Origin of the sequence: Paenibacillus sp. IITD108, assembly GCF_036541265.1 — a bacterium.
In the GTDB taxonomy this organism is placed as follows: Bacteria; Bacillota; Bacilli; order Paenibacillales; family Paenibacillaceae; genus Pristimantibacillus.
The window spans coordinates 30,357-57,205 of record NZ_JAZHCT010000005.1 but is presented as its reverse complement, the minus strand read 5'-3'; the positions used below and the strand labels follow the sequence as shown (position 1 = coordinate 57,205).

22 protein-coding genes are annotated in these 26,849 nt (G+C 43.2%); 17 read left to right on the top strand and 5 right to left on the bottom strand.

What is annotated here, in order from left to right; translation table 11 throughout:
- Nucleotides 1-113 precede the first annotated feature (113 nt).
- The 5 genes from V1L65_RS05755 (at nucleotide 114) to V1L65_RS05735 (ending at nucleotide 5,666) form a co-directional block, all read left to right on the top strand.
- A complete protein-coding gene (locus V1L65_RS05755) occupies nucleotides 114-1,829 on the top strand; it encodes an ABC transporter ATP-binding protein (RefSeq protein ID WP_331698131.1) in 1,716 nt (571 codons plus the stop codon).
- 62 nt (nucleotides 1,830-1,891) lie between these two features.
- Nucleotides 1,892-2,947, top strand: a complete 1,056-nt coding sequence (locus V1L65_RS05750; protein WP_331698130.1) for a FecCD family ABC transporter permease — start codon at nucleotides 1,892-1,894, stop codon at nucleotides 2,945-2,947.
- Nucleotides 2,947-3,981, top strand: coding sequence for a FecCD family ABC transporter permease (locus tag V1L65_RS05745; RefSeq protein ID WP_331698129.1), 1,035 nt, complete (start codon nucleotides 2,947-2,949; stop codon nucleotides 3,979-3,981). Before V1L65_RS05750 ends, V1L65_RS05745 begins: the two co-directional genes overlap by 1 nt.
- A 35-nt stretch (nucleotides 3,982-4,016) precedes the next feature.
- Nucleotides 4,017-5,072: an NAD(P)/FAD-dependent oxidoreductase gene (locus V1L65_RS05740; protein WP_331698128.1), complete on the top strand. Its 1,056-nt coding sequence runs from the start codon at nucleotides 4,017-4,019 to the stop codon at nucleotides 5,070-5,072.
- A gap of 168 nt (nucleotides 5,073-5,240) precedes the next feature.
- Nucleotides 5,241-5,666, top strand: coding sequence for a DUF1801 domain-containing protein (locus V1L65_RS05735; protein ID WP_331698127.1), 426 nt, complete (start codon nucleotides 5,241-5,243; stop codon nucleotides 5,664-5,666).
- Here the strand turns inward: V1L65_RS05735 and V1L65_RS05730 are convergent.
- From V1L65_RS05730 to V1L65_RS05715, 4 genes are read right to left on the bottom strand one after another with little or no spacing between them, the layout of a single operon-like run.
- A complete protein-coding gene (locus V1L65_RS05730; RefSeq protein WP_331698126.1) occupies nucleotides 5,663-5,896 on the bottom strand; it encodes a hypothetical protein in 234 nt (77 codons plus the stop codon). The genes V1L65_RS05735 and V1L65_RS05730 overlap by 4 nt on opposite strands.
- A gap of 13 nt (nucleotides 5,897-5,909) precedes the next feature.
- A complete protein-coding gene (locus V1L65_RS05725) occupies nucleotides 5,910-7,013 on the bottom strand; it encodes a GerAB/ArcD/ProY family transporter (protein ID WP_331698125.1) in 1,104 nt (367 codons plus the stop codon).
- 14 nt (nucleotides 7,014-7,027) lie between these two features.
- Nucleotides 7,028-8,224, bottom strand: coding sequence for a Ger(x)C family spore germination protein (locus V1L65_RS05720; RefSeq protein ID WP_331698124.1), 1,197 nt, complete (start codon nucleotides 8,222-8,224; stop codon nucleotides 7,028-7,030).
- 16 nt (nucleotides 8,225-8,240) lie between these two features.
- The gene (locus V1L65_RS05715) at nucleotides 8,241-9,779 is read right to left on the bottom strand and encodes a spore germination protein (protein WP_331698123.1); all 1,539 of its coding nucleotides are present in this window, start codon (nucleotides 9,777-9,779) and stop codon (nucleotides 8,241-8,243) included.
- A 217-nt stretch (nucleotides 9,780-9,996) separates the two neighbouring features.
- Here V1L65_RS05715 and arcC point away from each other — a divergent pair, with 217 nt between their 5' ends.
- From arcC to V1L65_RS05695, 4 genes are all read left to right on the top strand, one after another.
- Complete coding sequence (arcC, locus tag V1L65_RS05710; RefSeq protein WP_331698122.1) at nucleotides 9,997-10,950, top strand: carbamate kinase; 954 nt, start codon at nucleotides 9,997-9,999, stop codon at nucleotides 10,948-10,950.
- 348 nt (nucleotides 10,951-11,298) lie between these two features.
- On the top strand, nucleotides 11,299-12,051 hold the full coding sequence (gene hisA / locus V1L65_RS05705) for a phosphoribosylformimino-5-aminoimidazole carboxamide ribotide isomerase (protein ID WP_331698121.1): 753 nt from the start codon (nucleotides 11,299-11,301) through the stop codon (nucleotides 12,049-12,051).
- Nucleotides 12,052-12,334: 283 nt separating this feature from the next.
- On the top strand, nucleotides 12,335-13,000 hold the full coding sequence (locus V1L65_RS05700) for a Crp/Fnr family transcriptional regulator (protein ID WP_331698346.1): 666 nt from the start codon (nucleotides 12,335-12,337) through the stop codon (nucleotides 12,998-13,000).
- Between the two features lie 69 nt (nucleotides 13,001-13,069).
- Nucleotides 13,070-13,903: a HEAT repeat domain-containing protein gene (locus V1L65_RS05695; RefSeq protein ID WP_331698120.1), complete on the top strand. Its 834-nt coding sequence runs from the start codon at nucleotides 13,070-13,072 to the stop codon at nucleotides 13,901-13,903.
- A 617-nt stretch (nucleotides 13,904-14,520) separates the two neighbouring features.
- Here V1L65_RS05695 and V1L65_RS05690 read toward each other — a convergent pair.
- On the bottom strand, nucleotides 14,521-15,402 hold the full coding sequence (locus V1L65_RS05690; RefSeq protein WP_331698345.1) for a LysR family transcriptional regulator: 882 nt from the start codon (nucleotides 15,400-15,402) through the stop codon (nucleotides 14,521-14,523).
- A 159-nt stretch (nucleotides 15,403-15,561) separates the two neighbouring features.
- On the opposite strand from V1L65_RS05690, the gene zwf reads away from it, so the two are divergent.
- The 8 genes from zwf to V1L65_RS05650 all read left to right on the top strand — a co-directional run bounded on the left by zwf (nucleotide 15,562) and on the right by V1L65_RS05650 (nucleotide 26,846).
- Nucleotides 15,562-17,109: a glucose-6-phosphate dehydrogenase gene (gene zwf, locus V1L65_RS05685; RefSeq protein ID WP_331698119.1), complete on the top strand. Its 1,548-nt coding sequence runs from the start codon at nucleotides 15,562-15,564 to the stop codon at nucleotides 17,107-17,109.
- Entirely contained in the window at nucleotides 17,087-19,081 is a 1,995-nt protein-coding gene (gene tkt / locus V1L65_RS05680) for a transketolase (protein ID WP_331698118.1), read from the top strand. Before zwf ends, tkt begins: the two co-directional genes overlap by 23 nt.
- Before the next feature lie 90 nt (nucleotides 19,082-19,171).
- A complete protein-coding gene (gene fsa / locus V1L65_RS05675; RefSeq protein ID WP_331698117.1) occupies nucleotides 19,172-19,837 on the top strand; it encodes a fructose-6-phosphate aldolase in 666 nt (221 codons plus the stop codon).
- 219 nt (nucleotides 19,838-20,056) lie between these two features.
- Nucleotides 20,057-20,452, top strand: a complete 396-nt coding sequence (locus tag V1L65_RS05670) for a pyrimidine dimer DNA glycosylase/endonuclease V (RefSeq protein ID WP_331698116.1) — start codon at nucleotides 20,057-20,059, stop codon at nucleotides 20,450-20,452.
- Between the two features lie 419 nt (nucleotides 20,453-20,871).
- Nucleotides 20,872-21,837 (top strand): ABC transporter permease, encoded by a 966-nt coding sequence (locus V1L65_RS05665; protein ID WP_331698115.1) that lies wholly within the window; start codon nucleotides 20,872-20,874, stop codon nucleotides 21,835-21,837.
- A 27-nt stretch (nucleotides 21,838-21,864) separates the two neighbouring features.
- Nucleotides 21,865-22,737 carry a carbohydrate ABC transporter permease gene (locus V1L65_RS05660; RefSeq protein ID WP_331698114.1) on the top strand — a complete coding sequence of 291 codons (873 nt, stop codon included), beginning with the start codon at nucleotides 21,865-21,867 and terminating at the stop codon, nucleotides 22,735-22,737.
- A gap of 109 nt (nucleotides 22,738-22,846) precedes the next feature.
- Nucleotides 22,847-24,469, top strand: a complete 1,623-nt coding sequence (locus V1L65_RS05655) for an extracellular solute-binding protein (protein WP_331698112.1) — start codon at nucleotides 22,847-22,849, stop codon at nucleotides 24,467-24,469.
- Nucleotides 24,470-24,527: 58 nt separating this feature from the next.
- Entirely contained in the window at nucleotides 24,528-26,846 is a 2,319-nt protein-coding gene (locus V1L65_RS05650; protein ID WP_331698111.1) for a helix-turn-helix domain-containing protein, read from the top strand.
- The last annotated feature ends 3 nt before the right edge of the window (nucleotides 26,847-26,849 follow it).

Genomic DNA, 26,849 nt, shown 5'->3' with positions numbered 1-26,849 from the left:
AAGTTGCTCACAAAAGTACATTGCTTTAAATATGAAAGATCATTATAATGTTACAGAATGTTATTGATAATGAATATCAATCGCATCGCTTATACTAATCTAGGAGGTTGAATATGCTTCGTCGCTTCATGGCTTATTACAGGCCTTATCGCGGTCTGTTTATATTAGATTTTGGCTGTGCGATTCTGGCTGCTTTGTTTGATCTTATTTTCCCCGTTGCAGTCAACTATGTCGTCGATGACTTATTGCCAAGCCAAAATTGGCAGGTCATTCTATATGCCTGTCTTGGGCTTCTCGCGATCTATCTCGTTAGTTCAGTCCTGCATTATGTAGTTACTTATCATGGGCATAAGCTGGGCATCAATATTGAAACGGATATGAGAAAAAAGCTGTTCGATCGCGTTCAGAAGCTTTCATTTCGTTTTTTTGATAACAACAAAACAGGGCATCTTGTTTCGAGAATGACCAATGACTTGATGGATATCGGTGAAATCGCGCATCATGGGCCAGAGGATCTGTTTATCGCGATCATGACCTTGCTTGGCGCTTTCGGCATTATGCTCAGCATTAACTGGAAGCTGGCAGTACTTACATTTATTATCATTCCATTAATTATTTATTTATCGCTTTATTTCAGTAAAAAGATGTCCAAAGCATTCAGTAAAATGTTCTCCGACGTGGCTGATTACAACGCTCGAGTGGAAAATAACATAAGCGGTATTCGCGTCGTGCAAGCTTTCTCAAACGAAAATTTTGAAATTAAAAAATTTGCTGAAAACAACAATCGTTTTAGAATGACTAAGCTTATCACATATAAAATAATGGCTTGGAACTCGTCACTCAGCTTTATTCTTATGAAATTTGTAACGATATTTGTATTGCTGTGCGGCACATGGTTTGTCATAGATAATCAAATGAGCTACGGGCAATTTATCGCGTTTGTTATGCTGTCCAATGTGTTTCTTGGTCCAATCAAGCAAATCAATTCCGTCATCGAAACGTACCCGAAAGGAGTGGCCGGCTTCCGCAGATATTTGGAATTGCTGGAGACGGAACCGGATGTAAACGATTCGCCAAATGCCAAGCCGCTTAATCAGGTAGTAGGACATCTGCAATTTGAGCATGTCACCTTCAAGTACGAAAATAAGAAACCTGTATTGGTAGACGTTAATCTTTCCGTTAAAGCGGGTGAAACCGTCGCTCTGGTAGGGCCGTCTGGAGCCGGGAAATCGACACTTTGCTCGCTGCTGCCGCGCTTTTACGACGTTGATTCGGGTGCAATCAAAATAGACGGCGTTAATATTCGCGACATGACTTTGGAATCGCTGCGTTCTCATATCGGCATTGTTCAACAGGATGTATTTTTGTTTGACGGAACGATCCGAGACAATATTGCATATGGAAAGCTGAATGCGACAGAGGAAGAAATATGGGAGGCTGCCAGACGCGCGCAGCTTGAGGAAATGCTGTTATCACAGCCGCAAGGGCTTGATACCGTAATCGGCGAGCGCGGTGTAAAGCTTTCCGGCGGTCAGAAGCAAAGATTATCAATCGCGAGAATGTTTTTGAAAAATCCGCAAATATTGATTTTGGATGAGGCAACCTCTGCCTTGGATACAGAAACGGAGCAGGCGATTCAGTCGGCGCTGCAAGAGCTTGCGGAAGGAAGGACAACGCTTGTTATCGCACATCGATTAGCAACGATTAAAAATGCAGACAGGATTGTTGTTGTTGCCGAGCAGGGCATAGCAGAGCAAGGCAGCCACGATGAATTGATAAAAGATGAAGGCATCTACAGCCGGCTGCATAAAGCGCAATTTGCTGTTTAAGTTTGGCCAATATATACGAGTACACTCGCACTGGCAATTGGAAGGAGTAAATAGATTGAACAATGGCAACCAATAACGCACAAATGTCCACCAGGCGATCAGCCGCAGACCGCAACTATTCTTCCAGGCCCATCGTTGCGACTGTCATAATAATTGGAGGATCAATTGCTTTGCTGCTTAGTCTAGCATTGTCCATTTCTATTGGGGCTACATCGATTAAATGGAATGATATCGTGCGGGCGATTTTCCACTTCAATGATCAAATTACAGATCATCATATTATTCGCGAATTGCGGATTCCAAGAGCTATTGCAGGCATGATGGTTGGGCTTTGCTTCGCAGTGTCCGGAGCTATTATGCAGGGCTTGACGCGCAATCCGCTTGCAGACTCCGGACTGCTCGGCATCAATGCAGGCGCAAATTTTATGATTGCTGTATGCTTTGCCTTTTTTCCCGGCATGCCGTTTATGAAGCTGATTATATTTGCTTTTCTAGGCGCAGCGATTGGAGCGGGGCTCGTATTTGGAATCGGCTCGCTCAATAGACGGGGCTTAACGCCGTTGCGGCTTGTGCTGGCAGGCGCAGCGGTCAGTGCCTTGCTCGTTGCGATCAGCGAAGGGATCGCTTTGCATTTCCATGTCGGCCAGGATATTGCGTTCTGGTATGCAGGAGGTGTTGCAAGCACCAAATGGCTGCAAATTAAAGTTATTTTCCCTTGGGTGCTGGGGGCTTTTCTCCTGGCAATCGTTTTATCGCGTTCCATTTCGCTGTTGAGTTTAGGCGAGGAAATTGCTGCAGGATTAGGCCAGAGCACCTTTGTTGTCAAAGTAGCAAGCATGCTCGCCGTACTTGTTTTGGCGGGCTCTGCTGTATCTATCGTCGGTGCAGTCGGCTTTGTCGGCTTGATTATACCGCATGTTACCCGTTATCTGGTCGGCGTTGATTATCGCTGGATTATTCCGTGCTCAGCGATACTAGGAGGCTTGCTGGTTATATGGGCAGATGTAATAGCCAGAACAATTAATCCGCCATATGAAACGCCCATCGGCGCTTTAATTGCTCTAATCGGAGTTCCTTTCTTTTTATTTTTAGCTAGAAAAGAGAGGAGAGAGCTCTAATGCCGGCAACTACATCTATAAGTCACGAACAAAAGAAATTGAGACGCGACGTAATGATCATTACGATTTTAGCTGTACTCATAGTTCTAAGCATTATTGTTAGTATGAATTCTGGATATATCCGGCTTGGACCGCTTGAAGTATTTAAAACATTGTTTGGATACGGGAATGAAAAGCAATCCTTGATCTTATTTCAATTCCGGTTGCCAAGGATCGTCATTTCCTTGTTGATTGGAGCAGGGCTTGCAGTATCCGGCTGTATTTTGCAGGGGATTTCGCGCAACGCGCTTGCTGATCCCGGGATTCTTGGAATAAACGCAGGCGCCGGGTTTGCATTAATGTTGTTTGTTTCGTTTTTTCCGACCAATTCATTTGGCTCCGTATTTGCAATTCCTTTTCTTGCGCTAATTGGCGCGGGGCTGACCGCTTTGCTTATATATGTGCTTTCCTATAAAAAAAATGAAGGCATATCGCCTACAAGGCTGCTGTTGACAGGGATAGCCGTTGCAGCGGGAATAAGCGCTGCGATGATCGTCCTAACATTAAAGCTAGATCCCGATCAGTATCAGTTTATTGCTACTTGGCTAGCCGGAAGCATATGGGGCTCCAACTGGAAATTTGTACTTGCATTACTGCCATGGATCGTTGTATTAATTCCTCTAGCCTGGTACAAGGCGCGCATGATGAATGTGTTAAGCCTTGGCGAACACACTGCTGCCAGTCTTGGAGCTTCGATAGAGAAGGAGCGGATAGGGCTGTTGGCCGTTGCTGTTGGATTAGCGGGCTCATCGGTGGCAATTAGCGGCGGAATCGGCTTTGTAGGATTGATTGCTCCCCATCTGGCGCGGCGGCTTGTCGGTCCGCGGCATCAGATTTTGCTGCCAACCGCAGCGCTTGCCGGCAGCTTGCTCGTAGTGGCAGCAGATACGATCGGAAGAGTCATTCTGCAGCCTTCAGAAATACCTACAGGAATTGTTGTCGCTGTAATTGGCGCACCGTACTTCTTATACTTACTAGCAAAATCCAGATCGTAGTTGAAATAAAACAGAAAATGAAGGGATGGATAGAAATGGAGAGCAAACATATTTTGGATGTAACGATAATTGGTGGAGGGCCAGCGGGTCTGTTTGCAGCTTTTTATGGCGGATTGAGAGAGATGTCGGTAAAAATAATTGAATTCCAGCCCTATCTTGGCGGCAAGGTGCATGTATATCCCGAAAAAATGATTTGGGATGTCGGCGGTCTCATGCCTACAACCGGCGCAAAATTAATTGAACAGCTGGAAGCGCAAGCGAGAACCTTCAACCCGGAAATTGTTCTTGGCGAGAAGGTCGTATCTTTATCCCAGGATGAAACAGGTATTTTTACGCTGCATACCGCTTCCGGACAAGAGCATTATTCCCGGACGATTATTATTGCGGTTGGAGGAGGCATATTGAAGCCGACAAAATTGAATATTGAAGGCGCAGAGCGCTTTGAAGTTTCCAATCTGCACTATACAGTGAAATCATTGGCCAGATTCAAAAATAAAACAGTTCTTATCTCCGGCGGAGGCAATGCGGCGATCGATTGGGCCAATGAGCTTGAGCCCATTGCCAAACAAGTATATTTGACTTATCGCAGCGATATGCTTAAAGGTCATGAAGCAGAGGTGACGAAGCTGCAAAACGGCTCAACCGAGCTGCTGCTGAATACAACGATTGAAACATTGATTGCTGACAACGACCATAGCGCGATCCAAAAGGTGCTGCTGCGCAAAAATGAAGACGAGAGCGTCATTGAGCTTGAGGTCGATGACGTCATTATTAATCATGGTTATGAAAGAGATATGGCCTTATTAAAGGAAAGCGTGCTTAAAATTGAGCTGAAGGACGATTATTGGGTGAACGGCAGTGTATTAAGCGAATCTTCAGTACCGGGCATTTTTGCCGCAGGCGATATTTTACATCATGATGGGAAGCTGCACCTTATAGCCGGCGCTTTCCAGGATGCAGCTAATGCGATAAACAAAGCCAAGCTTTATATTGCACCGGATGCTAGAGCATGGGGAATGGTTTCGTCGCATAATGAGCTGTTTCAAAAGAAAAACAAGGAATTGATGAAGCATTTATATAAAAACGCTTAATAACTGCAAGCTATTGTTGGCTAGTTGTTCCCGCTTCTGATTAGTTGCTATAATGAGAGTGCCGATTAATTGCGGACATTGATAAGCAGTAGAAAAGGGAATCCCAAACTTGATCGCAATGTTTCCCTTTATAATGGCAGCTAATCTAACGTGAAGGGGTATGCGAATATGTACGAGCAAAAGACGAAGCCGACGGATCATAGTGTCATTGAGTTTATAGAACAGGTTGAGAGCGAGAAGAAAAAAGAGGATGCGTATCGGCTGCTTGATATTTTTACTGAAGCGTCAGGCTATGAGCCGACAATGTGGGGGCCGAGCATAATAGGCTTTGGCAGCTACCATTATAAATATCCAACAGGTCATGAAGGCGATGCTCCCCTAGTCGGCTTTTCTCCGCGTAAAGCAAAAACTAGTTTGTATTTTGCAACAGGGGATACCGAGCGAGACGAGTTATTGCAGCAATTTGGCAAGCATACAGCTGGGAAAGCATGTATATACATTAATAAATTAGCTGACATTGATGTTGAGGTTCTTAAAAAGCTAATTGTTCAATCCATCGCATTTTTGCAGAAAACATATCCTGATCAAAACTAACCGAGCAGTTGCATTAATAAGTCATAAGGCGGCTTATAAATAACGGTCAGCAGTTGAAAGGGGGAAGGAAAGACGACGCCTAGCCCCCAGCAAACGCCAAATACAATGCCTGCTAGCATTAAAACAGAGAAGACGACTATGTCTTTTCTGTTTTTTTCTCTTTTGAGCGTTGGAACTTCGATAACAACGATAAGCGTGCTTGCGAGAACGATAAAAAGGACAGTGAGCATGTACATTTCCTTTCTATTTCAGATTTCCGCTTCCAAACCATTTTCGTGCGGTGAAGGCGGTCAATAAGAGCAGAGGTACCACAAACGCAAATGTAAAATCAAGCAGCGACCAGTATTGCGAAATAAATCGGTTGAAATATGCGATATTAGGTGCCAGAATAATCGATAAAAAGTACAAGATCATGCCAAAGGGCATAAACAGTATTTTTTCATTTTTTATTTTTATAAGCTGAGCAATGCCAGTTGTGAAAGCGTAAAGACAAACTGAGATTTTAAGAAAAATGGTCATGATCCATAATATAGCCAAAGTAGCCTCGATGCGCTGCAAAAAACCGCCAACATCTATTTTTTTAGCCAAAGCATAGCTTGGATATATATGCGTGACAGTAATATATGGCCCAAGCACCAAAATAGAAAGAATGACCATGCAGAAAATTAGTATCCCGCCTATCGCAGCGCCAAGCAGCATGTTTTTTGTAATTTTAGATTTTTCTTTTACTAAAGGAAAGATCATAAAAAATAAAGAAAGCTCCATAAAAGGGAATGCCGCTGAAGGGATTGATCCTCTTAGTATCGGCTTTATTCCCGTTTCCATTATGGGCAGGATATGTTCCATTTTAACTTCCTTTACCAAAAGTAAAATAATGATCACCATAAACAATATAAGCCATGGAAAAAACACCTCGCTCGTGCGTGCAATGACCTCAATGCCATGTCTCGCGCCGTAAATAGTAGCGAGCAATGTCAAAAAGATAATGGCATGGATCGGCGTATCCGGCATAATTTGCGTTGTTAAAAAATCGGCTATTTCTCGTATATGAGCAGATGTGTTTAAAAAAATATAGAACAAATAGAAAAGGGAGAGAGGCATGGCGATCCAACGGCCGAACACCTTCTCGTTATATTGGACCAGCGTCAAGTTAGGAAACAGCTTGGCTATAAAAGTGACAAACGTTATAATGCTCATACCAATTGCTGTGCCAAGCAGAAAGGAAATCCAGGCATCCTGCGTGCTTGCAGATGCGGATACAAAGGGAAGCACAAGCATAGAATCGCCAATTGTAATAATCGTAGCCATTATAATAAGCTGCCGGTTGCTAATTTGAAATTTAGTCATGGATAGCCGCCTTACTATTTAATATCGTTAAGCGTAGATTCGCCAATTGCGCCCAGCCTTCTAATTTTGAGCACAGGCGTTATTTCGACTTGAATAGTTGGGAAGATGTCGTACCAATCATGTTTGATCGTTTGCCAATAGGCTGGCCTGGATCGGCGTACCACTTCTCCGAATCCAAATATATCTGTTCCGAGCTTCTTAGCTTTTTTGATGGCGGAACTGCTGTGCTCCTTTATTTGATTAGCCCCTAACGTTTCCAGATCATTCAGCACGTTCTGATCATTTAAATCTATCGTACATTCAGCGCTCGCGATGTCAGCTTCCGTCAGCATGGATACTTTAAAGGCTAGTTTTCCTCCACGATCATTCAGCAGCTCAATCTTCGTCTTGGAGCGGATCACGTCAAAGGAAACCGTGCCATCTCCCTCGCAAGCAACGACCAGGACGGTTCTTTTCAGTTTATTAGTAATGTTCGTATAGCCTCTGCTTTCCGATTCGTTCAACCAACCGACCAATTTATCTCCTTTGAAAGCACCAAGACTGCTCAGCTTTATTTTCGTTCGATTAGTGGTGCTTTCCAAATTTTTAATAGAAGAGCCTTTATTAATATCGCCTTCAATCCTAAAGCCGTTAAGGACAAGGTTTTTGCCATCCAGCATCATTTCGTCAAGCATTTCATCCAAATGCATCGCTGAGACGGGGGACCAATCCCTTTGCGCGATCGAGAGCGATTGAAACATTTTATTAGCGGGAATCCGTTCAAGCGCGCTTAAAATACCTAATAGCTGCTTGGCTGTCGACTCGCGGGATATGCCAAAATAAAAATCATTGCGGAATTCATGAGCTCGGGATAAGAAATCGAGTATATAGCCGATACCTTCCTTTTTAGCCACTTCTTCAGATAAAACAACGATCCACAAATGGGCAAAATAAATTTTGCGCGGTACCTCAGTAGCCAGACGTCCGACAGCTTCAGGCAATGATTTGCCTTTGCTGGAATACAAGACTACGGGCGTGAAGCCTTTGCTTGATCCTTGAGATGATACTTGAGAGGGATCTACAATTTGCACGGTAAGCTCATATTGCTCGCCTACTTTATCAATGCCTAGCCCTACAGCAATAGCAAGCTCGTTAAGCTCGGTTCTGCTCCAGCAACCAGTTTGCAACATTATAACGAGCAGCAAGGAGATGACAAGTAGTGTTTTTTTCATGCTGAAGCATCTCCGATCATTTTGTATTTTTTAATGTTTTCCTTGTTTTTTGGCGGGTTTTATTTTTCTTGTTCAGCATAGCCGGCCTGCTCTTCATAAACCAGTTAGGCACTCTTATTAACGTATCCTTCAGATCAGAAATGACAATCGGGCCAAGCGGAGCCAAATAAGGCTGGCCGAAGGAGCGCAGGCTGGTGATATGAAACACAATAATGACAATGCCGATAATGATGCCGAAAAGTCCGAATGTAGCGGCTAATATCATCATTGGAAAACGGATCATGCGAATGGTAGAAGACATTTCTGGTGCAGGAAAGACAAAACTTGATATCGCTGTAATGGACACGACGATTACCATTGCAGCGGAGACGATGCCTGCGTCAACAGCGGCAGTGCCTATAACAAGCGTGCCTACGATGGATACCGCTTGGCCAACTGCCCGTGGCATTCTTATGCCTGCCTCTCGTAAAATTTCAAAGGCGATTTCCATAAGCGCAGCTTCTATAAAAGCAGGGAAGGGAACACCTTCGCGCTGCGCGCTTAAGCTTAAGAGCAAGGGGGTAGGAATCATCTCATGATGAAACGTTGTAATGGCGATATAGACAGATGGCCCAAGCAATGCGATAAAAAAGGTGGCAAATCGCAAAATTCTAATTAACGTGCTTATATCTGCACGGTGGTAATAATCCTCGGCTGCTTGAAAATAATGCACAAAGGTAGCGGGCACGACAAGAGCGAACGGGGTGCCATCTACTAGTATGGCAACGCGCCCTTCCAGCAGCTCTGCTACAACGACATCAGGCCTCTCTGTATTGAACACAGTAGGAAAGGGGGTGTAGGTTTCATCTTGTATAAATTCCTCAATATAGCTGCTTTCCAAAATCCCATCCGTTTCAATTTTATCCAGCCGTTTTCTTACTTCCGCTACTATTGACTCTTCAGCTATACCTTTAAGGTATAAAATTTCAATACTTGTTTTTGTAATCGTTCCAATCGTTCTCTGTTCAATCCACAGCTTTTCACTCTTCATTCTTTGTCTCAGCAGCACCGTATTGGTACGAATATTTTCAATAAAGCCTTCCCTTGGGCCTCTTATAATGGTTTCAGTAGACGGTTCGCTAATTCCGCGCTGCTGCTGGTCATTCACGTTTAGTGCTATAGCTTCTGCAGAGCCTTCCAGTAAAAATATAACTTCTCCGCAAAGCATATAGGCTGTGATGGATGAGAGGTCCTGCGCTATAAAAAGCTGATTCACGACGAGCGCCTCGCGCTGTAAATAGAAAAGCTGCTCTTTAACCGATACTGAAGCATGTTCAGGAGAGGCTTGCTGCAAATCGACAAGTAAAAGACTGCTCATGCAATTTTGAACAGCTTGCGAGTCAATCATGCCTTCAAAATAGATCATAGCTGCTTCTACTGGCTGTTGCTTGCCGTTTTTTATTTTAATTTTTCGCAACGATAAGTCCGAGCTATGTCCGAATATGCCCATAATTTGTTCAATTTGATTATGAATGCCTTCTTGCAATGCAGTACCGTTTTTAGGTTTGTTCGTCATGCTGTTCACCTGTCCGTCGTTTCGAGTTTGCTGTTTTACAAATTGTGCTCATAGTGCTCATTATGACCTTTCTTTAAAAGTGATAAACTTGTTCAAGGAAAAGGCGAAAAAGGACGCTCTTTTGCCTTTTTTTATGCTTTCTTATTTCTCAGCAAAATGGTATCCTAGATCAAGTGTGTCAAGTATTGTAAATGATTGTGTGTTCAGGAGGATCGATGTGGGGAATTTAGTTGTGGTTGCAATTGGCGGCAATGCGCTTGTAAAGGATAATGGATATGATTCTGTGCAAGATCAATACGAAGCTGTCTGTTCAATTACTGCCAACATTGCAGATATGGTACAGGATGGATGCGAAGTAGTCGTAACGCATGGCAACGGCCCGCAGGTAGGCTTTGCGATGAGAAGAAGCGAGATTGCCCATAAGGAGCAGGGGATGTCGAGTGTACCTCTAGTCAATTGTGTGGCTGATACTCAAGGCGGAATCGGCTATATGATTCAGCAGGCGCTAACGAATGAATTTATTAAACGCGGCCTGAATAAAAAAGTAGTTACTATTATTACACAGGTGGAAGTTAATAAGGATGATCCCAACTTTCATAATCCAACGAAACCTGTCGGTGCATTCTTTACTGAAGAAATGGCAGACTCGATGCGTCAGGAGCATCCTGAATGGGTTTTGGTAGAGGATTCGGGAAGAGGCTACCGCAGAGTAGTGCCTTCGCCAAAGCCGATTGATATTGTTGAGAAGGATGCAATTAAAGCGATGATTGATGCGGGATTTGTAGTCGTTGCAGTTGGCGGAGGGGGCATTCCGGTAGTAAAGCGGGAGGACAGCACGTATGAAGGTATTGACGCTGTTATAGATAAAGACTTTGCGACCAGCCTGCTCGCGGATCAGCTGCAAGCTGACTCTTTAATTATAACGACAGGTGTACCAAAGGTTTGTATTAACTTCGGCAAGCCTGATCAGCAAGAGCTGGATGAAATATCGATGGAGCAGCTGGAGCAATATATGAAGGAAAGACATTTTCCGGCGGGAAGCATGCTGCCTAAGGTAGAGGCAAGCTTGAAATTTCTTCATCATAACGGCCAAAATGTCATTATAACGAACCCGGAAAACTTAAGAGCTGCAATTCATCATAATGCCGGCACTCATATCGTAAAACAGTAAAGCATGTATATCGTTTAGCTGTCCACGTCTTTTGTGAAAAAGCGGGACAGTTTTTTTAAATATAAGAAAGTACAAGTTATTTTGACCTTATATCTGTTCTTATTTTTCATCGAAGAAGGTTTCTTCTACTATCGTTATATAGTAAAATATGTGAGTAGTGAGTTAGAATTGCATTTAGTATACATATTATTTATTATGTAAACTCAATTAAATGGATGTCATTGTGTCATTTTAGTTGTTGCAAAATTAATGCTAGCTAATCAGACGTTTTGATAGTCGCATAATATTATTAACGTCATTAAATATAAAATTAATTACATTAATTAATTAAAGAATTGAGGAATGACTTTGAAATTCAGACCATGTATCGATTTGCATGCAGGGAAGGTAAAGCAAATAGTAGGGGAGACACTTAATTCTGGCAGTGTTACGGAAAACTTTGTATCTGCGCACAGCTCAACTTATTTTGCACAAATGTTCCAGCGAGATCAGCTGACTGGCGGTCATGTCATTATGCTGGGACCTAACAATGAGGAAGCAGCGCTTGAAGCGCTTCGTGCTTATCCGAAAGGGCTGCAAATAGGCGGAGGCATTACTTGCGATAACGCATTGCAATATTTGGAGGCTGGAGCTACGCATATTATCGTAACCTCATTTATTTTTCGAGATGGGAAGCTGCATAAACAAAACTTAATGGATATCGTCGCTTTAGTAGGCAAGGAGCGGCTTGTTATAGATCTAAGCTGCAAGGAAAAGGACGGTAAATGGTACGTAGTCACAAATCAGTGGAAGCAATTCAGCGATTTTGAGGTTAATCAAGAAAATATAGCCTATTTGGAGCAGTATTGCGATGAGTTTCTCATTCACGCTGTTGACGTAGAGGGCAAGCAAAGCGGTATACAGCAAAGCTTGGTGCGCGACTTGGCGAATTGGACGACAATCCCAACCACTTATGCTGGGGGAGCAAGATCGATTGCTGATTTGGAGCTATTTCATACTATCTCTCAAGGCAGGCTGGATATTACAGTGGGCAGTGCTTTGGATATTTTTGGCGGCAAGCAATCCTATGAAGAAGTGGTGCAGTATTGTAAAAACCTATAATATAACGGTGAATTTAAGAGAACATACTCGCAGTTGAGTATGTTTTTTTTGAGTGAATAAAGGTATAAGTTAATGTCATTAAATATATCGCGAGATAGCTGGGCACAGAGCGCTAAGTGCTGAGTGCTAATTAGTTTTCGGAAGTGGTTAATGCAGTTAACTATGTGATTTAGTTACGTAATATTTATTATGTAAACAAAATGTGTTCCGACCTCTATTTACATATGGAGTTTCTACTACGTGTGATATAATGGAAAAATCAAATTTATGACAAAGGTGAATGATGGATAAACTATTTGCTTTATCTGAAATAAATCTGCTGAAAGCCCTGTCCAATGAAGATTTAAAAGAAATGGATGAGCTGACACAAATTACGCTGTATCCAAAAAATACGTTCATTCAAACGCCCGATACGTTCGTTGAGAAGTTATTTTACGTGAAAAAAGGAAAAGTGCGTTTGTATCAGCTTAATGCCGAAGGGAAAATGTTTACGCTTGATCTTTTATCGGAAGGAAACGTTTTCGGAGAATTGAATCAGGTATCGCTAGGGACACGAAATCTATATATTGAAGCAATTGAAGAAAGTCATATTTGCACGATAGATCAAATTCGCTTTGAAGCGTTTATGCTCGAACATCCTCGCTTAATGATGAATATGATAGGACTGCTAAGTAAGCGTGTCGGGCAAATGAGCTTGCTTGCGCAGCATTTGGCGCTTGAAAATTTATCTGAACGGATTATTCAAGCTCTCATTAAACTTGCACATCAGTTCGGTCATATGCGAGAAGGAGCGTACATGAAAATTGATTTGCCTATATCGCATCAAGAGCTTGCCGGTTTAGTAGGGGCTTCGCGTGAAGCAGTGACAATGGCGCTGCAGGAGCTTGCGCATAATAACATGATCAAAACGGGCTTTCGCACGATCTACATACATCATAGCAAGCTGTAATATACATTACAGCTTTTTTAGCATGCTGCATTATACAATTATGAAAAAGTTATAAATGGAGCGATCGGAATGGATAGTTCAAATGGTTTGGAAATATCAGCAGCAATATTGCAGCGCAAGGGGGCAAGCAAAGCAGGGGATATTCCGCAGTATGTATTAGAACATCTGCAAGCAGGGGTTATCGCAACAGTTAATTTGACGGAATGGCTTGCGGTTGATCACTCGCTGTTGCTAAAGCAGGTGTTGGCTCAATTCGAGCTGCAGCATTTTCATAATAAATTCATGCAGGAACGATTAAAGGAAAAGAAGATTATGAAAGTAATACCTGCTATTGCAAATGGCTGGAGACTTATTTTAGGAGAAATAGGGGAAGTAGAGGGAAAGGCTGTTTTTCAGAAGCTGTCATCACATCCTTCAGATAGTGTCAGATGCTGGGCTGCATATATTATTGGCCTTAATCCTGAGCTGACTATTGCTCAGAAGCTGCCGCTTATTCGCCCTTTTGCTGGCGATGAACATTTCGGCGTGCGAGAAATAGCGTGGATGGCTGTGAGGGAAGCGATTATTAATGAGCTGGAAGTATCACTTTTCATATTAAAGGACTGGCTAGTGGATCATGATGAGAAAATTAGAAGATTTGCGATAGAAGCTATTCGGCCCAATGGAGTATGGGCTAAACATATAACGAGATTAAAGGAACGTCCTGAAATGGGTTTGCCACTGCTGGAGATTGTCAAATCCGATTCTGCCAAGTATGTGCAAGATTCGGTGTCGAATTGGCTAAACGATGCAAGCAAATCAAATCCTGAATGGGTAAAACAAGTTTGTGCGAGGTGGACAGAAAGCTCGAATACGAAGGAAACGAATCGAATTGTAAAGCGTGCATTACGCAGCTTGAAATAAAAACGAAAGATAAAGATCGAGCGATTCTCATAGTAATTAACGTCATTAAGTAAGTTTAGTTTGTATGGATGCTAAGAGATATGCTTTGAGTGGATGAGATATGGTGAATGAAATTAGTTTACATCATATTTATTATGTAAACTAATTTTCGTATGATGTAGAAGACTACACCTCCGCGCTGATCTGTTATATACTTTGGGGCGATAAATTCTGTTTTTGTGGAATGAGCATTCACATGCCAAAGCTAACTGCATTTCCTGTACTTAGTTTTAAGAAATTTTGCTTTTTTGTAATTCTAAGGGGAAAAACGACATCTAGTTTGGCGCGTTTCGCAAAATATAGAGTATTTCAATGAAACTAGATGCATGAAATACATGTAGAATCGTTTATATCGGTAAAAATGAGAAACTAGATGCATGAAATGTACTTAGCTTCCGCAATTGCATGCTCATTTAGCAAGCTTTTCATGAACCCAAGCCCAGGAATCCTAATCTTAATCGCAGAGGCAGCCTTTTCTATTGCTTGTTGCAACTATCCACAATTAATCGACAGTCTCACAAAATACGCTATTTCGCATAAAAACAAGCCAAGGAGCCTGATCAGCTCCTTGGCTTGTACTATTGATTAACCATTTCGACAAAGTGCTTTGCTGTTATAGACAGCGGCATATTTCGCATAATCATAATGCCTACTTGCGCGGGCGGCAGCTGCACATCAAGTTGAATTTCAAATAATGACCCTTCCTCAAGCTCGCTGGACACAAACTCCCTCGTTACAAAGGAAATGCCGAGTCCTTTTTTAGCAAACTCTATAAGCAGGTCAACGCTTCCGACCTCGAATTCCGGTTTTATACTGTAGCCATAGCTTTGAAACAGCTCCGTAATGTTCATTCTAACACGGCTATTGCGCGAGAAAAGAATGATCGGATACTGCAGCAGCATTTCCATTGACAATACTTTTCCCTTCAAATCAGCATACTTGGCTCCAGCAACGAAGCAATCCTGCAATTGAATGCTTTCTTGCACTTCAAGCTGCGGATCAACTATTGGCATCCGAACGACACCCAAATCAATTTTTCCTTCCTTTAAAAAAGAGATGACTTCTGGCGTCGTTCCATGGTTCAGATGAATTTTCACATCGGGATAGCTGCTGTGGAAGCTTTCTAGATAAGGAAGCAAATAGTGCTTAAACAAGGAGTCGCTGCCGCCGACTCTCAATTCTCCGCTTTCCAGGTGTTTAAGCGCATGCATCTTTTCCTCGGCCAGTGTAATCAATATTTGCGATTGTTCAATATACGAAAATAAAATCGAGCCTTCCTGCGTCAGCGTGACTCCCTTGGGAGTACGGTAAAACAAGGTAATGCCAAAGCTTTCCTCTAGTTGCTTAATAGCATGGCTTACGCTGGGCTGGGTAAGGAATAGAACTTTGGCGGCTTGAGTGAGACTGCCTGTTTTGGCAGCCCAATAAAATACTTTATACAGCTCATAGTTGTTAGTCATAGACGCCATCTATATCTCCTGTCCGATATATTAATTACTTATATAGGTCTATTTCGTATTATAGTGTAGTTAGGGGAAAGAAGCTACCATGCTGTTTTGATTCAAGCAAGCAAAATAACTACAGAAAATAGATACAAATTTCAGGAAGGAGTCGTGGAGATGGAATCAGCCTCATTTATATTATTTGGCGCAACAGGAGATTTGGCAAAACGAAAAATATATCCTGCGTTGTTCAACTTATTTCTTGAGAAAAAGCTTCCTGAAGCATTTTCTGTGATTGGCCTGGGCAGGCGTGAATGGTCCGATGACATGTTTCAAAAAAATGTTGAGCAAGCGGTTCACAGCTTTTCAAGAAAACAAGCAGGAAGGGAAGATGAGCTGAAGCAGTTTCTTGCTAAGTTTCGCTTCCAAGTGCTGGATATCGGCCGCGAGGAAGATTATAGAGCATTGCTGCAGCTTGTCGAGCAAAGAGAAGCTGAGCTGAATATATCGCCAAACCGAATCTATTACTTGTCGGTAGGCCCGGAATTTTTCGAGCCGATCGCAAACAATATTAGAAATAGCGGCCTTGGCACAGCCAAAGGTTGGAAGAGGTTGGTAATCGAAAAACCGTTTGGTTATGATTTGCAATCTGCAAGGGAATTGAATGAAAATTTAAATCATTCCTTTGAGGAAAAAGAAATTTATCGCATTGATCACTATCTTGGCAAACCGATTGTACAAAAGCTAGGCGAGCTGCAAGCTGTAAATCCTGAGCTGCAAGCCGTGCTTAGAAACCGCGAGATTGCTAATGTGCAAATCGTTGCCAATGAAACAGTCGGCGTTGAGGAACGCGCAGGCTACTATGATAAAGCAGGGGCAATCCGGGACATGTTCCAAAACCATTTGCTGCAGCTGCTCATGATGGTCGCTTCACATATTCCTAAACATCGCGATCCAGATTCAGGCGAGCTGCCGAAGCATGTCGTTATGGAATCGCTGAGAACATTGCAAGCAAGCCATATTCAAAGTGAAATTGTGCGCGGGCAATACAGAGCGGGAGTCTTACAGAATGAGCCGGTAAAAAGCTACATAGATGAGCCAGGTATTTCTGAAAGCTCTCATAATGACACATTTATTGCAGCCCGACTGGAAATTAATCATCCGCTTTGGTCCGGCATACCGTTTTATATCCGTACAGGCAAGAGACTAAAAGAGAAGTCCACGCGCATCGTTATTGAATTAAAGGAAGCAGCTCATGCAGCATTTGCGCCAAGCCAATCTTCAGCATCCTCTTCAAGGCCTAGTCAAGCGTCTAAGCTATTAGTATTTGAGATGAGCCCTAACGAAGGCATTTGGCTGCATTTATGCTCAAGAGATTCTATATATAAAGGGGAATTTATTCCTCTTCATGTCGATCATCATAAGGATCCAGCAGATATTCCAGAAGCCTACGAAAACCTTATTTTTGATGCGCTTCGCGGTGATTCAACCTTCTTTGCGCATTGGGATGAGGTAGAGCTTTCCTGGGAATGGGTACAGCCTGTGCTTGAAGCATTCCAAAACAATGAGGTTCCGCTTCATTACTACGAAGCAGGAACATATGGACCGGCTGCAGCTGACCAATTGCTGGAGAAGGATGGCTTCAAATGGTGGTTTGATGCTAAACCAGCATCAAATAATAAAACGAACGAAGGAGATTTATATGTCTACAACCAAAACTATTGAACAATTAGCAATTGACACGATTCGTACATTGTCTATTGACGCTATTAACAGTGCCAACTCTGGTCATCCGGGTTTGCCGATCGGTGCAGCTCCAATGACATATGCACTTTGGGCTAACCAGATGAATCATAACCCTGGCCACTCCAAATGGTTTAACCGCGACCGTTTCGTGCTGTCTGCTGGTCACGGATCTGCGCTTCTATACAGCATGCTGCACCTTGCAGGCTATGATGTATCTTTGGATGATGTGAAGCAATTCCGCAAGCTGAACAGCAAAACTCCAGGCCACCCAGAGTTTGGTCATACTGACGGGGTAGAAGCAACAACTGGCCCGCTAGGCCAAGGTGTTGCAATGGCTGTTGGCATGGCTATGGCTGAAGCTCATCTAGCAGCCAAATTCAACAAGCAAGAGTTCCCGGTTGTTGACCATTACACATATGCCCTTGTTGGCGATGGCTGCCTCATGGAAGGTGTTGCGTATGAAGCCATGTCCATGGCAGGTCATATGAAGCTTGGCAAGCTGATCGTATTGTACGATTCGAATGAAATTTCTCTGGATGGCGAATTGAATCTTTCCTTTAGCGAAAATATACAAAAGAGAGCGGAATCGGCAAACTGGCAATACTTGAGAGTAGAGGACGGCAATGACGTTGCGGGCATTACTGAAGCAATTGCTGCTGCCAAGAAAAATGATTCGCAGCCGACTCTAATCGAAATCCGCACTATTATCGGCTATGGCAGCCCGGTTGCAGGCACGAGCAAGGCCCACGGCAATCCGCTTGGCAAAGAAGGCGCTAAAGCGACGAAAGAAGCATACGGCTGGAGCTATGAGGAAGAATTTACTGTGCCTGAGGAAGTGAAAGCTCACTTCGCAGCACTTAAAGAGCAAGGTGCAGCTAAAGAAGGGCAATGGAACGAGCTTCTGGCTGCTTACAAAGCCAGCTACCCGGAGCAAGCAAACGAGCTTGAGCAAGCGATTGACGGTTCTGTTCTTATCGATGCTTCCGACATTCTTACTTTTGACAGCTCCAAAGCGATTTCGACTCGTGTTGCGAGCGGTGAAGCTATCAATCATTACATTAAAGCTGTGCCGTCTATCTTTGGCGGAAGCGCGGATTTGTCCGGCTCTACAATGACTGATATTAAAGGCGATCAAAAATTTGCTATTGAGTCGGGCGCAGGTCGCAACGTGTACTTTGGCGTTCGCGAGCATGCAATGGGAGCTGCTGGCAACGGTATGGCTCTGCATGGCGGCGTGAAAGCTTTCGTAAGCACATTCTTCGTATTCAGTGATTACTTGCGTCCATCCATCCGCTTGGCAGCCATTCAAAAATTGCCAGTCGTCTATGTATTTACACATGATTCAATTGCAGTAGGCGAGGATGGCCCGACTCATGAGCCGGTCGAGCATTTGTCAGCTCTTCGCACAATTCCTGGACTTACTGTTATTCGCCCATCAGATGCGAATGAAACAGCAACAGCTTGGGCTTATGCCTTGCAGCAAAGCGAAGGTCCAGTAGCATTGGTGCTAAGCAGACAGAACCTTCCTGTTCTAGAAGAGACTAAGGCGAATATGGATGGATTGTCAAAGGGTGCTTATGTATTGTCCGAAACAAACGATAAGCCAGAATTAATTCTTATCGCGACGGGCTCAGAGGTTTCACTTGCAGTAAATGCAAAAGCTGAGCTTGAAAAAGAAAATGTGTCTGTACGTGTTGTTGCTATGCCTAGTATGGAGCTTTTTGAGCGTCAAGCTAACGAATACAAGCAGTCTGTACTGCCAAATGCAGTTACGAATCGTATCTCCATTGAAGCAGGCATTTCAACAGGCTGGGATCGTTACATTGGCTTTAGCGGCAAAGCAGTTAGTATCGATACATTCGGAGCATCAGGTCCAGGCGCTGAAGTGCTTAACTATTTTGGATTTTCAACTGAAAATGTAGTAAAATTAGCAAAAGAGTTAGTGAAGTAGTAATTAGTAGCCCTATTGCTGTTTTCTGGTTATAACCTGATTTTAAAAAAGTTGATAAGCAACAATAAACTAATATTGGGGGATTGCACAATGAAGTTTTTTATTGATACTGCAAATTTGGATGATATTAAAAAAGCGTACAAGCTTGGAGTTCTATCCGGCGTAACGACTAACCCTTCGCTAGTTGTCAAAGAAGGCGTAAAATTTGAGGATCGTATCGTTGAAATCCTACAAGCTGTTCCAGAAGTTGAATCTGTATCCGCAGAGGTTACTCCGGACGCAATAACGGCTGAAGAGATGATCGCGCAGGCGGATGAACTGATCAAGCTGAACAACAATGATAAAAACATTACAATCAAGCTGCCTATGACGCTTGCAGGTTTGGAAGCTTGCCGCTACCTAACTAAAAAAGGCGTTAAAACAAACGTAACGTTGATATTTACTGTTAACCAGGCTTTGCTTGCAGCTCGCGCTGGGGCAACTTATGTATCGCCTTTCCTTGGTCGTCTTGACGACATTTCCGAAGATGGCGTACAATTGATCGTTAAAGTTGCTGAGTTGTTCCGTACTCATAAGCTTGAATCTCAAATTATTGCGGCTTCTGTTCGCCATCCTGATCATGTTACTCGCGTTGCGATGGCAGGTGCGCATATTGCTACGATTCCATTCTCAGTCATTGAGCAAATCTCCAAGCATCCACTTACAGACCAAGGTCTTGAGAAGTTTGCTGCAGATTGGAAAAAAGCAGTTAACTAATAACGTTAACATGAAGTACTGAAAAAATGATTATATGAGTAGGGGGTTTCATTCACCTGTAAAGGGAGTGGAGCCTCCTTTTTTGAAATAAGAAAGGTTACGTTTTTTTATCCTTATACCCGTTCTTATGTTTCATCGGTAAACGCGCCTGTCCAAAGGACGACGCTGCCGTTTCTCTTTGTATATATTGTAGATGACATTGATAAAGGAGTGAGGATCATGCGACTATGGCATCAAAGCTTAATTAAACATTTGCCCAGTGTTAAGGATTATAAAGGCTGTTCCAATCAACTGGGAGGACAGCATACTGAAATTAGAATGATACTTGCTTCGATCAAACGTCATGGAAAAGTTAATCACTCGGTAGTTAACTACGTTAATGATCATCCTTTGAGCAGCTTGCGTGCCTACGGCCTGCTTATTATTGATGAAATGAAAAAACGCGGCTTCAATACGAGCGAGGAAATTGAACAGGAATATTGCGATGATGAAGATGCGCTCCGGCTTTATCAGCTTGCACAGGAAGGTGCAATTATTTATCCAGAGCACGATGATCAATATTTAGCAGAATGTATAAGCAATTTAGAAGGAAAAGGCATTTACATTAACATGTAATCCCCGTGAATTCACTATTGTCCTTCGGTTAAGATACTATTAATCTCGTCGTCTGCACGAATTAAATAACTGTCAGCAGAGACAGCAGATTTCCTTCAGATAATAGGGTTCAAATCTTGCAGAGTGAATGTTTCCTCTGTTTTTTTGTTGTGCAAATTGATCTTCTTCATTGTTCCTCTTCCGCCCTCATTTCCTTTATCTAGTCTTCGAAAGTCTCTTGAACCCGCATGAAATCTATATAAATCCAGGCTGAAAACCTAAAAAGCATAGCATCACAAAAAATGAGTACAGCGTTTTGGAGATAAGGTGTAGCACCATAAAAAGTGAAGATTTCACTAGGAACAAGAGTGTGCTAGCGTAGAAATCGATTTAACTGCAATGGCTGAAGAGATCGCGAGACAGAAGAAAGGAGGGAGAAAATGAAGCAGGCCATCGATACCACTTTATCAGCAGAAAAGAAAGAGAAATCTTTTAAACGTAAATTTTCTTGGAGCAAGGAGCTTGCGCGCAACCGTTTTTTGTATATGCTGCTTGTACCGGTTGCCCTTTATTTAATTGTATTTAAATATGCCCCTATGTTTGGAGAAATTATTGCATTTAAAAACTACCGTTTGGCGGATGGAATTATGGGTAGTCCCTGGGTTGGGTTCCAGCAATTTGAGAAGCTGTTTGCCAGTAAAGAGTTTTATGTCGTTTTAAAAAATACGCTGCTGCTCAATTTGTACCATTTGGCTTTTGCTTTTCCTGTGCCTATTTTATTAGCAGTTTTGCTTAATGAAGTAAGGGTGGAATGGTATAAGCGAACATTGCAAAATCTGCTTTATATTCCGCATTTTATTTCATGGGTTGTGCTTGGCAGTATTGTAATTGCTTTACTGTCGCCATCGACCGGCTTTATCAATTTTTTGCTAAAGGGCTTCGGTATGGAGCCGATTTATTTTATGGCGGACAAGTTTTGGTGGCCGGTCAGCTTTGTCGTCTCCGGCATATGGAAGGAAGCAGGCTTCGGAACGATTTTGTATTTGGCAGCTATGGCATCGATTGATCCTACGCTCTATGAAGCGGCCAAAATCGATGGCGCCAACAGGCTCAGGCAAACCTGGCATGTTACTTTGCCAGGCATACGCAGCACGATTGCGATTTTGCTTATTTTACAGGTCGGCAATATGATGGAGGTCGGTTTTGAACAGGTGTATGCGCTGCGAAACGATGCGGTTACCAGCGTAGCAGAGGTAATCAGCACGTTTGTGTATACGAGGGGACTAATTAATTTACAGTACAGCTATACGACAGCACTCGGTTTATTCCAGTCAGTCATTGCTCTAATTTTGGTTGTAGCCGTTAACCGGATTATTAAAGCAATGGGCGAGCGTGGCTTATGGTAGCTGGAATCAAGAAAGGAGGAAGTGCTTATGAGCAAGCAATTGTCATCGCCAGCTTGGGCGAGGTGGCTGATCTATATCTTTTTGGCACTTTGCGCTTATACGACGCTGTTTCCGTTTGTTAACATTATCGCGACATCGTTCAGCAGCAGCAGGGCCATTAACGCAGGTGAAGTATTTATGTGGCCAATCGAGCTTACATTTGACGCCTACAACAACTTAATACGAGACGGGCAGTTAATTATAGCTCTTAAAAATACAGTTATCATTACTGTTATTGGTACAGCGCTCAATATGCTGTTTACGATTATGGCGGCTTATCCGCTTTCCAAAAGCCGCTTGAAGGTGCGAAATGTGATGCTGATGGCGATATTGTTCACCATGCTTTTCAGCGGCGGCCTTATTCCAAAGTTTTTATTGGTCAACTCGCTTGGACTGAATAATACGTATTGGGCATTATGGCTGCCTGCACTTATAAGCGCCTACAACCTGTTTGTTATGAAGTCCTTTTTGGAGGGCTTGCCGGAGGAGCTTGAGGAATCGGCAGCGATTGATGGCGCAAGCGAGGCTCGTATTTTGTGGCAAATTATATTGCCGCTGTCCAAGCCTGTTATTGCAGCCTTAACACTGTTCTATGCCGTTACCTGGTGGAACTCCTATATGAATGTATTAATTTATATCCGCAGTACAGACAAAATGTCGCTTATGGTGAAGCTGTATCAAATGATCGATTTGGTGAGCGATGATCTGCTGCGGGGAGAAGGCGTGTTGCAGGTCGTGACGACACCGGAATCCATCCGGGCAGCAGCTATAGTATTCGCGATTGTACCGATTCTTTGTGTTTATCCGTTTCTGCAGAAGCATTTTATTAAGGGCGTATTGCTAGGCTCTATAAAAGGGTGATGCTTAACAGGAAGAATGAGATGAATCTACAAATCTATGAAACTAGTGATATCTGAAGTGCATATGCTGCACTTTTTGATATAATAAAAAAGCTATTAGGAGGTCTAACATGCAAAAAAAGAAGAGGAAAGTAAGTAAAGGGTATTTATTGATGACCGTACTGACCCTGCTTGTCATGCTGGTGTCAGCATGTTCCGGGGATGGAACGAAAGGTCCTGCCAATGAAGGAAATACATCTCCAATGCCGCAAAACAGTGAAAATACAGATGCAGGCAATGAAGGAAAGGATCCCTATGAAGGGCTTCCGAAAAAAGTGAGCATTTCCATGTTTGACCGCGGCCAAGTGTCCAGTGATGAAGGTACTTACGAGGATAACCGCTGGGTAAAATGGATTCGCGAGCAATCCGGCATCGATGTATCGATTGTACCTGTACCACGCAATCAGTCACAGGATTCCTTGAATGTTTTGTTTGCATCCCACCAGGCCCCTGATTTGGTATGGGAGTTTGACCGTTCTTATATCGGCAAACTTGTATCACAAGGCGTTATTCAGCCGATCGGTGATTATATTGAAAAATACAGCACATCCTACAAAAAATATTTACAGGAAAACCCGGACCTGCTGCCTCACTTAACCTTTAACGGTGAAATGTATGCCGTTACTGCGAAGCGTCCCAGCACAGCGATTGCTAATCATGGTATTTGGATTCGCCAGGATTGGCTTGACGAGCTGAAGCTGCAGCAGCCGCAAACGGTTGAAGAACTGATCGAGGTGGCAAAAGCGTTCAAAGAGCATTTTAAGGGAAGCACGCCTATTGTAGGCCATACAACGAATGATATTTACTCTGCGATGTATGGAGCCATGAACTTTATGTGGTACGTAGAGGACGGCAAAATGACTTACGGAGCTACGCTTGACCGTTTTGCCGATGTGATTGGACTTGAAAAGCAGCTTTATGAGCTGGGGCTCGTAGACCGCGAATATTTGACAGATAAGGACAACCAGCGCGCCAAGCAGCTGTGGACGACAGGGAAAGCAGGCATCTATATGGGACAGTGGGGTGCCGGTAATAACGATATTATGATTCAGGATTTGCTCACTAATATTCCAGAAGCACAGCCCGTTCCGTTGGAAATGGTCGCTTCGCCATACGGTAAATTCGGTGCTTATCAAGAAGCAGCGCCTAATATTTTTGTAACCTTTAACAAAGAAATGAAAAATCCAAAGGCTGCAGTTGAATATTTGGATTGGCTAATTGACGGCGGCTGGTTTACGCTCGCATATGGCGAAGAAGGCGTCCATCATGAGATCAAAAACGGTGTTCCGAAAAAAATGAATATGGACAAATTCAATAAGGAAGTTTTGTATGCGGGAGAGTATGCTGTTTTGCGCCAGCAGGTCATTAATCCAGAAGATTTAATCGCACTGGCAGCTGATGATGAGCTATCGCAAAAAATTGCGCATTTGAATGTAGAATCGATCAAGCTGGCACTTAAAAATGAATTCCGCAGAGATATTCCTTTCCAGCCTAGCTTCGATGAAATTAATGAGATTCGCTCAACGTTGGATACCTTTATCAAGGAAACGCGTGCTACAGCCGTTACGCAAGGAGAAAAGTATGACGGGCAGTGGGCGATTGCCGAAATTCGCAAGGAATGGGAAAGACTTGGCGGCAAGAAAGCTGAAGAAATCGCGCAGCAGTGGTATGAGGACAATAAAAGCAGTTTTTAATAGCAGCATCTAGGTGCTGTATTGACATCAAAGATGGATAGGGAGAGGAAGAACAGATATGAAGCTGTTAAAAAATCAGAGGTATTTGAAAGCAATTGTGATCTTGGCGCTCACTCTGTTCTTCCTTGTCTCCACCTCTATCTTTTTTACGTACACGGTATTGAACAATAAGCTCAAACAGCAGCTCGTCGATACCAATATGGAGCTGCTCAGGCAGGTTGATCATAAGCTTGATCATACGCTGCAATATATTGACAAGCTGACGATTCAGCTGCTGAAAAACGACGAGGTTATCCGTTTTTTCGACTATGAAATGACGGAGCAGGAGATTAAAAATAATCAGATGCGCATTAACAATCTGATGACCAATGCGATTCAAAGCATGGACAATATTTTTACGATAGATATGTACTCCTATACGAAGCAGCGTCTAGTGTCAGGCAATATTTTGTCAGGTGATGCTCTGGCCAATGATTTGCAGTGGATCTCGCAGTTCGAGGATTACGGCGGTTATTACAAATGGATTTCGTTCAAAAGAATGATAGCGAACCGCTCGGAGTACCCGATTTACAAAAACGTCGTTTCTCTTATCCGAACCTATCCGCTTATCCATCCAGTTGGATCGAGGAAAGGGGCCATCGCTTTTAATGTAAAGGAAGATTCCTTATACAGCTTAATTAAAAAGTCGGCAGAGGAAGCAGATGACGGACAGACGTTTGTGATCGATAAAGAGGGAGTCGTTGTGCTTCATTCCGATAAAAGCAAGCTTGGCAAGGATATTAGCGAGTTCCCTTATATCGACCGCATACTAAATACCAGCTTGTCAGGCGGTCATTTTATAGCGGAAGCGGAACAGGCAAGCTCCTCCGTGTTTTACATTCATTCCTCCTATACAGATTGGACGATGATTCGTGTAGTGCCGCAGGTGCAGCTAACGAAACCGCTTGCTGTATTCAGAAATGGTTTGATCATATTGGCGGCCGTACTGTTTGTTTTTGTGACGGTTTCGGCAGCGTTTGTCGGACGCTGGACCTTAAGGCCGATGAATCGGTTTATTCAATCCATGCGAGGCAAGCTGATCAAGCATGAGTTCAAAAAAGACACGGATGATTTTCATTATTTTGAGTATGTTGTACAGGACATACTGGATGACCGCGAGCAATTACACAAGCAGGTATTGGAAAGCAAGCCGCTTATCAAGTGGCGGCTTATGACGGAATTGCTTGCTGGAAAAGGCAACAATCAAGCTGTTATGAGAGCTTATATGGAGCGGCTCAAAGTTTCCTTGTTTGAGGATCAATTTGTAGTGATGAGTATTGAGTTCGATAATAAGGAACAGATCGCATCTCCGCAAGATTTGCATCTTTATGCTTATGCACTATGCAATGTAGCGGAAGAGCTGATGAATGCAGAAAGCCAGGGGATTGCAGCAGAGCTGGATAACGGAAAATGTGCTGTTATTATGAGCTTCGAGGGCGAGGAGGACCGAGGACGCCATTATTTGCGGGCGGTGGCAACGGCTGATTTGATGAAAGAGTTTGTCCGCGAGTATTTTAACCGAACGATTACGATAGGAATTGGCGGGCCGGTACAGCAGCTGGAGGACATACACCGCTCTTACAAGCAGTCATTAGAGGCGCTTAGCTACAAGCTTGTCATGGGGGGCAATACGATAATTACGCTTGAGGATATTGTCAGTGACCCTTCCCCTCAATTCTATAAGCTCAGTGCGATGACAGACGGCATCCTAGCATCCGTTAAAATGCTGGATGCAGAAAAGGTGCAGCAGCAGCTCCAACGCTGGTTTGAGGCTATAGCTGAAAATGGCGTTCCTTCAGAAATGATTATGCAGCTTGTTGTGCAATGCTTGATGAAGGCAGCTACAGTTGCAGCTGATATCGGAGTGGATACTAGCGGTGTATTTCCTGAACAATCTTTAGTGGAGATGCTGAATCAGTACGAACGGCTTGAGCAGCTTGAACAGTTCACCGTTACCGCGCTGCAGCAATTAGTTAACAGCATTAAGGAAAAACGCAGCTACCGGGAGAAGAATGATGTAATTGACAAGGTTATGGACTATATCCAAGAAAACTATATGCGTAATGATCTTTCGCTTAATTTAATTGCCAGCGAGTTTCATATAAGCGTCTCTCATTTGAGCAAGCTGTTCAAGGAACAGGAGGAGTGCAATTTTATTGATTATTTAATAGATTTGCGGATGGGGCATGCCAAGCGCAAGCTGTCAGATACAGAGGAGAAAATTCGTGACATTGCAGAGCAGGCCGGTTACTCCAACGTGAACAGTTTTGTCCGCATTTTTAAGAAGATGACAGGACTTACGCCAACTGAATATCGGGAACGAAATAAAACGCAATAAAAG

Bases quoted from the DNA above. Each gene is read 5' to 3' on its own strand.
- V1L65_RS05665 (WP_331698115.1), top strand. From the start codon at position 20,872: ATGAAGCAGGCCATCGATACCACTTTATCAGCAGAAAAGAAAGAGAAA.
- zwf (WP_331698119.1), top strand. From the start codon at position 15,562: ATGGAATCAGCCTCATTTATATTATTTGGCGCAACAGGAGATTTGGCA.
- V1L65_RS05650 (WP_331698111.1), top strand. From the start codon at position 24,528: ATGAAGCTGTTAAAAAATCAGAGGTATTTGAAAGCAATTGTGATCTTG.
- V1L65_RS05700 (WP_331698346.1), top strand. From the start codon at position 12,335: ATGGATAAACTATTTGCTTTATCTGAAATAAATCTGCTGAAAGCCCTG.
- tkt (WP_331698118.1), top strand. From the start codon at position 17,087: ATGTCTACAACCAAAACTATTGAACAATTAGCAATTGACACGATTCGT.
- V1L65_RS05745 (WP_331698129.1), top strand. From the start codon at position 2,947: ATGCCGGCAACTACATCTATAAGTCACGAACAAAAGAAATTGAGACGC.
- V1L65_RS05735 (WP_331698127.1), top strand. From the start codon at position 5,241: ATGTACGAGCAAAAGACGAAGCCGACGGATCATAGTGTCATTGAGTTT.
- V1L65_RS05740 (WP_331698128.1), top strand. From the start codon at position 4,017: ATGGAGAGCAAACATATTTTGGATGTAACGATAATTGGTGGAGGGCCA.
- V1L65_RS05730 (WP_331698126.1), bottom strand. From the start codon at position 5,896: ATGCTCACTGTCCTTTTTATCGTTCTCGCAAGCACGCTTATCGTTGTT.
- V1L65_RS05725 (WP_331698125.1), bottom strand. From the start codon at position 7,013: ATGACTAAATTTCAAATTAGCAACCGGCAGCTTATTATAATGGCTACG.
- V1L65_RS05670 (WP_331698116.1), top strand. From the start codon at position 20,057: ATGCGACTATGGCATCAAAGCTTAATTAAACATTTGCCCAGTGTTAAG.
- fsa (WP_331698117.1), top strand. From the start codon at position 19,172: ATGAAGTTTTTTATTGATACTGCAAATTTGGATGATATTAAAAAAGCG.
- V1L65_RS05660 (WP_331698114.1), top strand. From the start codon at position 21,865: ATGAGCAAGCAATTGTCATCGCCAGCTTGGGCGAGGTGGCTGATCTAT.
- V1L65_RS05715 (WP_331698123.1), bottom strand. From the start codon at position 9,779: ATGACGAACAAACCTAAAAACGGTACTGCATTGCAAGAAGGCATTCAT.
- V1L65_RS05690 (WP_331698345.1), bottom strand. From the start codon at position 15,402: ATGACTAACAACTATGAGCTGTATAAAGTATTTTATTGGGCTGCCAAA.
- V1L65_RS05755 (WP_331698131.1), top strand. From the start codon at position 114: ATGCTTCGTCGCTTCATGGCTTATTACAGGCCTTATCGCGGTCTGTTT.
- V1L65_RS05750 (WP_331698130.1), top strand. From the start codon at position 1,892: ATGGCAACCAATAACGCACAAATGTCCACCAGGCGATCAGCCGCAGAC.
- V1L65_RS05695 (WP_331698120.1), top strand. From the start codon at position 13,070: ATGGATAGTTCAAATGGTTTGGAAATATCAGCAGCAATATTGCAGCGC.
- V1L65_RS05655 (WP_331698112.1), top strand. From the start codon at position 22,847: ATGCAAAAAAAGAAGAGGAAAGTAAGTAAAGGGTATTTATTGATGACC.
- V1L65_RS05720 (WP_331698124.1), bottom strand. From the start codon at position 8,224: ATGAAAAAAACACTACTTGTCATCTCCTTGCTGCTCGTTATAATGTTG.